The 11,454-nt window shown below is 74.6% G+C and carries 12 protein-coding genes; 7 read left to right on the top strand and 5 right to left on the bottom strand.

Annotated features, from left to right (window positions below; translation table 11 throughout):
• The first annotated feature begins 159 nt into the window (after positions 1-159).
• From ACZ6I1_RS01165 to ACZ6I1_RS01155, 3 genes are all read left to right on the top strand, one after another.
• The gene (locus tag ACZ6I1_RS01165; protein ID WP_469281748.1) at positions 160-702 is read left to right on the top strand and encodes a heme-binding beta-barrel domain-containing protein; all 543 of its coding nucleotides are present in this window, start codon (positions 160-162) and stop codon (positions 700-702) included.
• A gap of 137 nt (positions 703-839) precedes the next feature.
• Positions 840-1,610 carry a polysaccharide deacetylase family protein gene (locus ACZ6I1_RS01160; RefSeq protein ID WP_469281747.1) on the top strand — a complete coding sequence of 257 codons (771 nt, stop codon included), beginning with the start codon at positions 840-842 and terminating at the stop codon, positions 1,608-1,610.
• A gap of 41 nt (positions 1,611-1,651) precedes the next feature.
• Positions 1,652-2,155, top strand: a complete 504-nt coding sequence (locus ACZ6I1_RS01155; RefSeq protein ID WP_469281745.1) for an FBP domain-containing protein — start codon at positions 1,652-1,654, stop codon at positions 2,153-2,155.
• Positions 2,156-2,201: 46 nt separating this feature from the next.
• On the opposite strand, the gene ACZ6I1_RS01150 is transcribed toward ACZ6I1_RS01155, so the two are convergent.
• A complete protein-coding gene (locus tag ACZ6I1_RS01150) occupies positions 2,202-2,720 on the bottom strand; it encodes a DoxX family membrane protein (protein ID WP_469281743.1) in 519 nt (172 codons plus the stop codon).
• A 117-nt stretch (positions 2,721-2,837) separates the two neighbouring features.
• Between ACZ6I1_RS01150 and ACZ6I1_RS01145 the strand changes: the two genes are divergently transcribed.
• The 3 genes from ACZ6I1_RS01145 to ACZ6I1_RS01135 all read left to right on the top strand — a co-directional run bounded on the left by ACZ6I1_RS01145 (position 2,838) and on the right by ACZ6I1_RS01135 (position 5,131).
• Positions 2,838-3,317 (top strand): hypothetical protein, encoded by a 480-nt coding sequence (locus ACZ6I1_RS01145; protein WP_469281741.1) that lies wholly within the window; start codon positions 2,838-2,840, stop codon positions 3,315-3,317.
• Positions 3,318-3,326: 9 nt separating this feature from the next.
• Positions 3,327-3,677, top strand: coding sequence for an ArsR/SmtB family transcription factor (locus ACZ6I1_RS01140; protein ID WP_469281739.1), 351 nt, complete (start codon positions 3,327-3,329; stop codon positions 3,675-3,677).
• Positions 3,678-3,757: 80 nt separating this feature from the next.
• Entirely contained in the window at positions 3,758-5,131 is a 1,374-nt protein-coding gene (locus ACZ6I1_RS01135; protein WP_469281737.1) for an MFS transporter, read from the top strand.
• On the opposite strand, the gene ACZ6I1_RS01130 is transcribed toward ACZ6I1_RS01135, so the two are convergent.
• On the bottom strand, positions 5,106-7,199 hold the full coding sequence (locus ACZ6I1_RS01130; RefSeq protein ID WP_469281735.1) for a SpoIIE family protein phosphatase: 2,094 nt from the start codon (positions 7,197-7,199) through the stop codon (positions 5,106-5,108). The two genes, ACZ6I1_RS01135 and ACZ6I1_RS01130, sit on opposite strands and share 26 nt — an antisense overlap.
• Positions 7,200-7,307: 108 nt before the next feature.
• Here ACZ6I1_RS01130 and ACZ6I1_RS01125 point away from each other — a divergent pair, with 108 nt between their 5' ends.
• Positions 7,308-7,658, top strand: a complete 351-nt coding sequence (locus ACZ6I1_RS01125; protein WP_469281733.1) for a VOC family protein — start codon at positions 7,308-7,310, stop codon at positions 7,656-7,658.
• Positions 7,659-7,668: 10 nt separating this feature from the next.
• Here the strand turns inward: ACZ6I1_RS01125 and ACZ6I1_RS01120 are convergent, their stop codons facing one another.
• Genes ACZ6I1_RS01120 through ACZ6I1_RS01110 form a run of 3 tightly spaced genes read right to left on the bottom strand, consistent with a single transcriptional unit; the run spans position 7,669 to position 11,396 of the window.
• Entirely contained in the window at positions 7,669-9,816 is a 2,148-nt protein-coding gene (locus tag ACZ6I1_RS01120) for a xanthine dehydrogenase family protein molybdopterin-binding subunit (RefSeq protein ID WP_469281731.1), read from the bottom strand.
• A 45-nt stretch (positions 9,817-9,861) separates the two neighbouring features.
• Positions 9,862-10,854: an FAD binding domain-containing protein gene (locus ACZ6I1_RS01115; RefSeq protein ID WP_469281730.1), complete on the bottom strand. Its 993-nt coding sequence runs from the start codon at positions 10,852-10,854 to the stop codon at positions 9,862-9,864.
• Positions 10,851-11,396 (bottom strand): 2Fe-2S iron-sulfur cluster-binding protein, encoded by a 546-nt coding sequence (locus tag ACZ6I1_RS01110; protein ID WP_469281728.1) that lies wholly within the window; start codon positions 11,394-11,396, stop codon positions 10,851-10,853. Before ACZ6I1_RS01110 ends, ACZ6I1_RS01115 begins: the two co-directional genes overlap by 4 nt.
• Positions 11,397-11,454: the final 58 nt, after the last annotated feature.

Below are 11,454 nucleotides of genomic sequence, written 5' to 3'. Positions count from 1 at the left end.
CCCGCGTCCGCTCGCGCGGCCCTGCCCCGCTGCCCGCCCCGTTGGCCAGGGGCGGGGGCGGGGCGGGGCCTTGCCGGAACGGCAGGCTCACGGCACTAGGCTGCGTGTCCCGGCGTCCCCGGGCCCGGGGATGTCCACCACGACAGGCAAGGTGCGCACGTGTTCGAGTCGCCGCAGGAGAATCCGTATCCGGACAGCCACGTCCTCGGCGAGGGACCCACACCGCACCCGCTGCTGCGGCCCGTGCTGCCGCTGCTGGGGCGCTGGCACGGCCGGGGCACGGGCGAGTACCCGACCCTGGAGCAGGACTTCCGGTACGAGCAGGAGATCACCTTCAGCCACGACGGGCGCCCCTTCCTGCGCTACGAGGCCCGCGCGTGGCTGATCGACGCGTCGGGGAACCCCGTACGCCCGGCGGGCCGGGAGGCGGGGTGGTGGCGGGTCACCCCCGAGGCGACCCTGGAAGTGGTCCTGGCCCATCCGACGGGCATCGTCGAGACCTACGTCGGGCGGGTGTCCGACAGCGAGATCGAGATCGAGACCCAGGACGTGGCGCTGACGCCCTTGGCCAAGGAGGTCACCGGTACCCGGCGCCACTACGCGCTCCGGGGTGCGGAGATGACGGTCACCCATGACATGGCGGCGGTGGGGCAGCCGCTGCAGCACCACCTCACGGCCCATCTGCGCCGGCGCCCCTCCTGAACTCGCCGGTACCAGCGCGGGTCCACTGCGGGATCACCCGGGTGCCCGGCAGGTTCCGACGGGGGCCGGGCCACCTCTCTCGCATAGTCGTGGTACGCCGTGGCAGCCACGGCGTGGTGCCGGAGGGAGAAGCCGTGGTGGATACCGGACGACGCGCCGCGATGACCGCGCTGTTGGCCGCGGGGCTCGCGACGGGTACGGGCGCGGCGGCGCAGGCCCGGCCGCCGGCGCCCGCGCCGACCGTGCAGGCGGGCCCCCGACCGCCGGCGGAACTGCTCGGCGACGAGATCCGCCGGCTGCCCACGTCCCGCAAGGTCGTGGCGCTCACCTTCAACGCCGCGTGGGACGAGAGCGGGGTGGACACCGTGCTGGGCGAACTGCGCCGCCGCAAGCTGCCCGCCACGTTCTTCCCGACGGGCGAGTACGCCCTGGCCCATCCCGCCGCCGTGCGCGCCATGGGCGCCGCACACGGCCTGGGCAACCACTCGTACAGCCACCCCTCCTTCGATGACCTGACGTCCGAGGAGCGGGCGGACGAAGTCCTCCGCGCCGACGCGGCGATCCGCAGGGCGTCCGGGACGGAGCCGCTGCCGTTCTTCCGTTTCCCCTACAGCGCCACGAGCGCGGACGCGATCGCCGACGTCAACGACCTCGGCTACGCGGCGATCGAGTTCACCGCCGACACCAACGGCTACCTCGGCCCGGCGGGCGGCATGAGCGTGGACAAGGCGGTCGCGCGCGCCGTCGACGCCCTGAGGCCCGGCGCGATCATCCAGATGCACGTGGGCAGCACCGGGGACGGCACCGTCCTCGACGCCCAGGCACTCCCCCGGATCATCGACGCGGCGCAGGACGCGGGCTACGAGGTCATCGACCTCCGCCGGTTCCTCGTCCAGGGCCGCGCATAAGGGGATGCGGGCAGGTCAGCCGGTGCGTAGGGTCGATCCACGTGGAACCACTCACTGAAAAACAAATCCGCTCGTCGTTCGTGAACTGCACCAAGGGCGAGGCGGCGCGGCTGCGGCTGCCGCTGGACTTCACGGAACTGCCCTGGGAGGACCTGGACTTCCTGGGGTGGGTGGATCCGGGGGCGCCGCTGCGGGCCCATCTCGTCGTGCCCCGGCCGCAGGGTCCGGTGGGGATCTCGCTGCGCGTGCCCTCGGTGGGCCGCACCAGCGCGGTGAAGTCCAGCCTGTGCCAGATCTGCCTGACCGGCCACGCCTCGTCCGGGGTCACCCTGCTCGCCGCCCCGTTGGCGGGCGCCCGCGGCCGGGACGGGAACACGGTCGGCATCTACGTCTGCGCGGACCTCGCCTGCCCCCTGTACGTCCGGGGCAAGCGCCTGCCGAAGCTGCGCACCGGCCGGTACGAGGAGTCGCTGACCCTGGACGAGCGCCTCGCGCGCATGGCGGGCAACCTGGACGCCTTCGCTGCCAGGGTCGCGGCGGCGTGACCGCTGCCGGCCCCCGCCGCGGCAGCGGCAGGGGGCCGGGCGGCCCTCACTCCTCCTCCTGCTCCTGCCCCTGGGCGCGCTTGGCGACCACCGCGGCCGCCGCGAGGGCACTGACCGCGAAGGCCAGCCCGACCATCCACGGCTGGTCGAAGCGGTGCCTGGTGGCGTGGTCGACCGACAGCCGGCCCGCTCCGGCAAGGCCGACGGCGGCCGCGGTGAAGCCGAGGAAGGCCGGGTACTCGAACCCGCCGCCCTGGTTGAAGAACCCGGCGGGCGCGTGCACGGACACGGCTCCCGCCATGGCCCCCGCCGCCGCGGCCCCGGCGGCCGGCGTGGCCAGGCCGAGGACGAGCAGCGCCCCGCCCCCGGCCTCCCCCAGACCCGCGGCGATCGCGCTCTGGCGCCCGGGCCGGAAACCCATGTGCTCCATCGCGGCCGCCGTACCCGCCAAGCCCGCACCACCGAACCAGCCGAAGAGCTTCTGCGTCCCGTGCGCCATCAGCACCGCGCCCGTACCGGCGCGCAGCGCCAGCAGGGCGAGGTCACGGCGGTTCATACAGCTCATCGGGGTCTCCTCGCGCAGCGGATGCGGTACCCACCATCCGTATCCGCTGCGACACCGCTGCCCACACATATGCCCGCAGATCCTCCATACGGCCGGAACTGAGGGGGAACGGACGTCATGAACTTCGATCAGGTCTTCGCGTACGCCTGGCCGCACCACACGGGGAAGGGTTCCGGCGTCCTGTCGGTGGCGTTCGAACCGGACGGGGCGGGCGGGCCGCGGCGCTGGCTGCTCCTGGCGGCGCAGCCCGATTTCAGCGAACTGCTGGCCTTCGACGATGCCGCGCACGCGCGGGAGTTCGCCCGGGCCGTCCTCGAACTGCCGTTGGCGCCGCGGTTCCACGAGCACGACATCGAGCTCTGGGAGTCCGGCGAGCGCGTTGAGCGCCAGGCCACCCTGACGGTGGGCCGCGACCCCTCCGACGGACTCCGCGCCTACTTCGCGTACCAGTCGTACTACGTCTTCCCCGCCCTTGACGGCCGGGCGGAAGTCGCCGCCCTCGGTCTGCAGGTGGTGTGCGACGACGTCGACGTGGTCCGGGCCCAGGACCAGGCGTGGGCCCTGCTCGCCGCACTGGACGAAACCGGGCCCGCCTAACATGTGCACATGAGCGCAAGCGCGCACCTGGCAGGTGCACAGGATCCGCAGCAGCAGGACGAGCGGCTGAGGGTCGCGGTGTCCGTGCTGGCGCTGCTCGCGGATGCCACCCGGCTGGCGCTGCTGGACGAGCTCGGGCGGGGCGAGGCCGATGTCGGCACGCTCACCGAGGCCTGCGGGGCGGCCCGGCCCTCGGTCAGCCAGCACCTCGCCAAGCTCCGCCTCGCCGGGCTGGTCACCAGCCGCAAGGACGGCCGCCGGGTGGTCTACGCGCTGCGCCACGGGCACCTGCGCCGCCTGGTGGACGAGGCCCTGAGCGTCGCCGACCACCAGCTGCGCTCCCTCCCGCCGCACGACTGACCCCCGCTCGACGGCCGGCCGCCGGCCCCCGCCCTGGCCAACATGTGCACAGGTGCGCACATGTTGGCTATGGTGGTGCCGTGCTGTCCGTCCTGCGCAACCGCACCTACCGGCGCCTGTTCACGGCGCAGGCCGTCGCCCTGGTGGGCACCGGGCTCGCGACCGTCGCGCTGAGCCTGCTGGCCTACGACATCGCCGGGGACGAAGCCTCGGCCGTGCTGGGCACGGCCTTGGCGATCAAGATGATCGCCTATGTCGGCATCGCCCCGCTCGCGGGCGCCCTCGCCGACCGGATCCCGCGGCGCGCCCTCCTGGCGGCGATGGACCTCAGCCGCGCCGCGATCGCCCTGGCCCTGCCGTTCGTCACCGAGATCTGGCAGATCCATCTCCTGGTCTTCCTGCTCCAGGCGGCTTCGGCCACGTTCACCCCCGTCTTCCAGGCGACCCTCCCCGAGGTGCTGCCCGCCGAACGCGACTACACCCGGGCGCTGTCGATGTCCCGGCTCGCCTACGACCTGGAGAGCCTGTTCAGCCCGGCGCTGGCCGCCGCCCTGCTGACCCTGGTCTCCTACGACCGGCTCTTCACCGGGACCTCCCTCGGATTCCTCGCCTCCGCCGCCCTGGTCCTCGCCACCGTGCTGCCGCGGCCGGCGCCGGTCGAGCGCACCGGCGGCGCCTACGCCCAGGCCGTCTTCGGCACCCGGCTGTTCCGGGCGACGCCGCGCCTGCGGGCCCTGCTCGCCCTCGACCTCGCGGTGGCCGCCGCCGGAGCCATCGTCTTCGTCGACACCGTCGTCCTGGTCCGGGACCACTTCGGGCGCTCCGCGGGCGCCGTGTCCGTGGCCCTCGGCGCGTACGGGGCCGGCTCCATGGCGACCACGCTGCTGCTGCCGCGCCTGCTGGGCAGGCGTACCGACCGCGCCGTGATGCTCCCGGCCGCCTTCGCCCTGCCCGTGGTCCTGACCGGGGTCGCCGCCTCCACCTCGGCGCCGCCCGGCACCTGGTCCTGGTACGCGGTGCTGGCCGGGTGGGCCGCGATCGGCGCCGCCTCCTCCGCCGTGCTGACCCCCGGCGGCCGGGTCATCCGCCGCTCCACCGCGGATCCGGACCTGCCGTGCGCGTTCGCCGCGCAGTTCTCCCTGTCCCACGGCTGCTGGCTGCTCACCTACCCCGTGGCCGGCTGGCTGGCCGCCGCGGCCGGACTGCCGGTGACGGCACTGGTGCTCGGCGCCGTCTCCCTGGCCGCCACCGCGGCGGCCGCCGCCGTATGGCCCGCCCGCGACCCGTCCCGGCTCGAACACGTCCATCCCGACCTGCCCCCCGGCCACCCGCACCTCGCCGATGCGCGCCCCGCGGCGGGCGGCGGCTGGCGGCACGGGCACCACTACGTCATCGACCGGCACCACCACCGCTGGCCGGCCGACGGCCTCACAGGGGCTTCGCGCGGGCGATGACGAGGGCGACGTCGTCGTGGTCGTCCGGCCGGCGCAGGGTGTCCAGGAGCCGGTCGCAGGTCTCCTCCAGCGGGCGGCTGGTGTCGGCGAGCAGCTCCAGCAGCACGCCGAGGCGTTCGTCGATGGGCTGGTCCCGGGTCTCGACCAGCCCGTCCGTGTACAGGACCAGCTGGTCTCCGGGGTCCATGCGCACGGAGGTGACCTCGAAGGGAATGCCTCCCACGCCCAGCGGAGTACCGGTGGGCAGGTCCAGGAGCCGGGGCGCCCGGCCGGACCCGATGAGGACCGGGGGCAGGTGTCCGGCGACGGCGATGCGGCATTCCGCGCGGTGGGGGTCGTAGACGGCGTAGACGCACGTGGCGATGGTTTCCTCCAGGGCACTGGTGGTGCGGTCCAGCTGCTGGAGGACACGGGTCGGGTCGAGCGACAGCTCGGCGAGGGTGCGGGTGGCGGTGCGCAGTTGTCCCATCCCGGCGGCGGCGTTGATGCCGCTGCCCATGACGTCCCCGACGACGAGGACGGTGGTGTCGTCCGGCTGGGCGATGGCGTCGAACCAGTCCCCGCCGATCTCGCTGGTGGCCGCGGCGGGCCGGTACCGGTAGGCCACCTCCAGGCCGGGGGTGGGCGGCGGGTGGTGCGGCAGGAGGTGGTGCTGGAGGGCGAGGGCGGTGTGGTGCGCGTTGCGGTACCAGCGGGCGTTGTCGATGCACACGGCGGCACGGGCGGCCAGTTCCCCGGCCAGGATGATGTCGTCGTCGTTGAAGGGCAGCGGATTGCGGGTGCGCTTGAGGTCGAGGGCGCCGAGGACCTCGCCGCGGGCGATGAGCGGCACGGCCAGGTAGGAGCGCAGCCCGGCGCGGGCCAGCAGGGCGGCCGCGTCGTCGTCACGGGCGATCCGCGAGATGTCACGGGCCTGGACGTGGGCGACCAGGACGGGGTGGCCGGTGGTCACGGACCGGGTGACCAGCCGGTCCGCCGCGTAGCGGGCGATGTCGCCCGGCGGGTCCGCGGCGCGGACGGCCTCGCTCGGGAAGGCGGCCGCCACGGCCAGGGCCCGGAACACGGCGGGCTCGTGGTCGGAGGCCTTCGGGCTGGGGCGGCCTTCCAGGACGGAGTCGAGGATGTCGACGGCGGCGACGTCGGCGAGCTCGGGTACGACCACGTCGGCGAGCTCCCGGGCCGTCTGCTCCAGGTCGAGGGTGGTGCCGATGCGTACGGTGGCGTCCGCGATCAGGGCGAGGCGGCGGCGGCTGTGGGCGATCTCCTTGGCCGCCTGGTGACTCTGGGTGACGTCCACCACGGAGGTGGCGAGGCCCAGGACCCGCCCGGTGGCGTCCTCCAGCCGGTAGTACGAGACGGACCAGGCGTGCTCGTGGTGCTGGTCGCCGTGCGTGTGGCCCGCGGTGAACTGCTCGACCAGCGGGGTTCCTGTGGCCAGCACCTGCCGCATGGCCGCCTCGACGGCTCCCGCGTCGTCGAGGAAGGACAGGGCGTCGCGGACGCTGCGTCCGATGTGCTCGGCGGCGGGCAGTCCGTTGATGCGCTCGAGCGAGGGGTTGACCAGGACGTAGCGCAGGTCGGTGTCCAGGACCGCCAGCCCGATCGGAGACTGGGCGACGAGCCGGGCGGAGAGGGCCAGGTCCCGCTCCAGGCGGCGCAGCCGCGTACGGTCCGTGGCGATCCCCAGGGCGTACAGGTCCCCGTGCTCGTCGAGCAGCCGCATGTTGCGGAACTCGACCAGGCGCGTGCTGCCGTCCTTGTGCCGTACGGGGAACGCCCCGGCCCAGTCCCCGGCGCCGCCCATCACCCGGGCGAACAGTTCCAGCACCAGGTCCACGTGGTCTTGTGACGCCATCAGGCGTGCGGCGGGCCGGCCGAGGGCCTCCTGCGCCGTCCAGCCGAACAACTGCTCCGCCTGGGGGCTCCACAGGGCGACCCGGCCCTTCGCGTCCAGGACCACGGCGGCGACGTTCAGGACGTCGAGCAGCCCGCTCGGCGGGGACACCCCGGGCGCGGCGCGCCCGGCCATGTCCGCACGGCCTCCCCCGAAGGCTTCGGTCGCATCCATCCAAGGCGCTCCCTTCCGGCGCGGCTCACTTCATCCTCCCCCCAAACCCGCCCTCGAGCCCTCCCACCCGCCTGCGGTGCGGCCGGGGCCGGGGCTACGCTCGGGGTCATGACGCTGGAGTGGGAGCAGACGGTGATGGACGCGCGGGATCCGGTCGCCCTGGGCAGCTGGTGGGCGGAGGCCCTCGGCTGGGTGGTGGTGAACGACTCGCCGGAGGAGTACGAGATCCGTCCCGCGCCCGAGCGGCTCCCCGGGCTGATCTTCGAACCGGTATCGGATGCCAAGACCGCGAAGAACCGTCTGCACCTGGATTTCCGCCCCGCCGACCAGGCGGCGGAGGTCGAGCGCCTGCTCGCCCACGGCGCGCGCCGGGTCGACATCGGACAGGGCGATGACGTGACGTGGGTCGTGCTCGCCGACCCCGAGGGCAACGAGTTCTGCGTCCTGTCCTCCCGGTAGGGAACCGCCCTCACCCGCTGCCCGGGGAGGATCCGGTGTCCGCGGCCAGTGCCGTCAGGACGCGGTCGGGAGTGAGGGGGAGGTCGCGCAGGCGCCGGCCGGTGGCGTGGCACACGGCGTTGCCGATCGCGGCCGCCGTGCCGACGATGCCGATCTCGCCGATCCCCTTGCTGCCCATCGGGTTGAGGTGCTCGTCGTGCTCGTCGATCCAGCCGACCTCGATCGCCGGCACGTCTGCGTGGACCGGGACGTGATACGCGGCCAGGTCGTCCTCGGCGAAGGCGCCGTGGACGGGGTCGACCGTACTGCGCTCCGTCAGCGCCATGCCGATGCCCATCACCATCCCTCCGGTGAACTGGGAGCGGGCCGTCGCCGGGTTCAGGATGCGCCCGGCCGCGAAGACGCCGAGCAGGCGGCGTACCCGCACCTCTCCCGTGACCGTGTCGACCTGTACCTCGGCGAAGTGCGCGCCGAAGGCGTGGCGGGCGTAGGGCGACCCCCGCCGGACCGCCTCCGTGGTGTCGGCCGACGCCGAGAGCCCCTCGTCGGGCAGGCCGCCCCGGTGGCCCGCCAGCCGGGCGGCCAGGGCCGTGCAGGCCTCGTGCACCGCCCAGCCCCAGGAGGCGGTGCCGCAGGATCCGCCGGCGAGGGGGGCCCGGGGCAGGTCGGTACGGCCGAGGGCCACGGTCACGGAGTCCACCGGGACGGCCAGGGCGTCGGCCGCCACCTGGGCGAGGACGGTGCGGGCGCCGGTCCCGATGTCGGTGGCGTTGATCTCGACGAGGTGGCTGCCGTCGGGCCGGGCGAGCACCCGGGCGGCCGAGGGGGCGATCCACACGGGATACGTCGCCGCGGCCGTCCCCACACCGCGCAGGAACGGTCCGTCGCGGCGCGGGGTGCGGTGGGTGGACCAGCCAAAGCGGGCCGCGCCCTCCCGGAAGCACTCCACGAGGTGCCGGCTGCTGAAGGGGCGGTCCGTGTCGGGTTCGAGGGCGGGCTCGTTGCGGATGCGCAGCTCGACCGGGTCCACCCCCAGCGCATCGGCCAGTTCGTCCATGGCCGACTCCAGGGCGTACATGCCCGGCGCCTCGCCCGGGGCGCGCATCCAGGAGGGCGTGGGCACGTCCAGGGCGACGGCCCGGTGGAGCGTACGGCTGGCCGGTACGGCGTACATGACACGGGCGGGGACGGCCGCCTGCTCGACGAACTCCCTGACCCGGGAGGTGTGCGTGGTGGCCTCGTGGACCAGCCCGGTGAGGGTGCCGTCGGGGCGCGCGCCGAGGCCGATCCGGTGCAGGGTCGGCGCGCGGTGTCCGACGACGGCGGGCATGTGGCGCCGGGGCAGGGCGAGTTGGACGGGGCGTCCGAAGCGGCGGGCGGCCATGGCGGCCAGTACGACGTGCGGGCGGGGGGTGCCCTTGCAGCCGAAGCCTCCGCCGACGTGCTCGCTGATGACGGTGATGCGTTCTTCGGGCAGGCCGAACAGCGAGGCCAGCGCGGTGCGGACGGCGCCCGCGCCCTGGCTGGAGTCCCACACGGCCAGGTGCTCGCCGTCGGCGTCCCACGCGGCCGTGGCGGCGTGCGGTTCCATCGGATGGTTGTGCAGGGGCGGCACGCTGTAGGAGCAGTCGACGCGCACGGGTGCGGCGGCGAGGGCGGCGTCCGGGTCGCCGCGTTCCCGGAGGGCGGGATACCCGCCGTTGACCTCTTGCGGTGTGTAGGCGTCGGGGTGGTCGGCGCGCAGTGCTCCGTCGTGCTCCCCCGTCGCGTAGCCGATCCGCACGGCGTCGGCGGCGGCCCTGGCCCCTTCGAGGGTCTCGGCCACCACCAGGGCCACGTACCAGCCGCGGTGCGGGACTTCGGCGTTCTGGAGGACCTGGAGCGTGGGGTCGTCCGAGGGGCCCAGGCGGGGCGCGTCCCCGGGGGTGAGGACGCCCAGGACGCCGGGGACCTCCAGGCAGGGGCCGGTGTCCACGGCCGTGACACGGCCGCGGGGTACGGCGGCGGGCACCGGCCAGGCGTGGACGAGGCCGGGCGGGCGCTGGTCGGTGGCGTAGCGGGCGGCGCCGGTGACCTTCTCGGGGCCCTCGGCGCGGACGGCGGAGGTACCGAGCACGGTGTCGGGGCGTCCGGGGCGGTGGGGGCGGTCGGCGGGCATTGCTGCTCCTACGGGGTGGTGCGGGGCTCTCCGCCCGGAGACCGCTCAGGCCTGCCGGGCGAGCGTGGCGAGCGCGTCGCACGCGAGGTTGCGGGCGAGCGTGATCTTGTACGCGTTGTCGCGCAGGGGTCGGGCCTGGGCCAGTTCCGCCTCGACGGCCTCCCGCACGGCCTCGGCGGTCGGCTCGGCGCCGGTCAGCCGCGCCTCGGCCGCGGTGGCCCGCCAGGGCCGGTGGGCGAGGCCGCCGAAGGCGAGGGCGACGCGCCGTACGCGCCCGCCGTCGGGGCCGAGTTCGAGTACGGCGGCCACCGAGGCCAGGGCGAAGGCGTACGAGGCGCGCTCGCGGGCCTTGCGGTAGAGGGAGACGGCGCCGGGGGCGGCGGCGGGCAGCAGGACCGCGGTGACGATCTCGCCGTGCCGGATGACGGTGTCCTGCTCGGGCTGCTCGCCGGGCAGCCGGTGGAAGGCGGCGGCGGGCACCGTCCGGGTGCCCTGCTCTCCGTGCAGTTCGATGTCGGCGTCGAGGGCGGCGAGGGCGACGGCCAGGTCGGAGGGGTGTGTGGCGATGCAGTGCGCGGAGTGTCCCAGTACGGCGTGGTCGCGGTGGACCGCGTCGCGGGCCGCGCAGCCGGAGCCCGGATCGCGCTTGTTGCAGGCGGTGGAGACGTCCTGGAAGTAGGGGCAGCGGGTGCGCTGGAGCAGGTTGCCGCCGGTGGTGGCCGCGTTGCGCAGCTGCGCCGACGCCCCCGCGAGCAGTGCCTGGCTGAGGGCGGGGTGGCGGGAGCGGACCAGGGGGTGGGCCGCCACGTCGCTGTTGCGGGCCGTGCCGCCGATGCGGAGGGTCCCGTCGGGCAGCTCCTCGATGCCGTTCAGGGGCAGTCGGCCGATGTCGACGAGGGTGGCCGGGCGTTCGACGCCCCGTTTCATGAGGTCCACGAGGTTGGTGCCGCCGGCGAGGTAGCGCGAGCCCGGCAGGCCGGCGTGAGCGGCGGTGGCCTCCTCGAGGGTGGTCGCGCGCACGTAGGCGAAGGGTTTCACGCGATCACGTCCAGCACGGCGTCGACGATGCGGGGGTAGGCGCCGCAGCGGCAGAGGTTGCCGCTGAGCCGTTCCCGGATCTCCTCGACGGTCAGCGGGACGGGCCCGGAGCCGGGGTCGGCGATGGTTTCGGCGGGTGTGGCGTGCGACGGGTGGCCCGCGGCGGCCTCCTCGATCGCCGCGACGGCGGAGCACAGCTGGCCGGGGGTGCAGAACCCGCACTGGAAGGCGTCCCGGTCGATGAAGGCCCGCTGGAGCGGGTGCAGGGCGCCGGAGGGGTCGGCGAGGCCTTCCACGGTGGTGACGTGCGCGCCGTCCTGGGCGACGGCGAGCAGCAGACAGGAGTTCACCCGGCGCCCGTCGAGGAGCACGGTGCAGGCGCCGCACTGGCCGTGGTCGCACCCCTTCTTGGCGCCGGTCAGGGCGAGGTGCTCGCGCAGGGCGTCGAGCAGGGTGACGCGGTGGTCGAGCCGCAGGAGGTGGTCCGTGCCGTTGACGCGGAGCGTGACCGAGGAGGCTGGGGGCTCGGTTCCACTCGCCACCGCCGGCTCCCTTCGACTGGGTGGGACGTCGCTTACACGTCGACTATCCCGCCCCGGG

It is taken from the genome of Streptomyces sp. NPDC046303, assembly GCF_055588085.1.
Note: the sequence above shows the minus strand (reverse complement) of the source record. Positions and strands in the feature narration are given on the sequence as shown.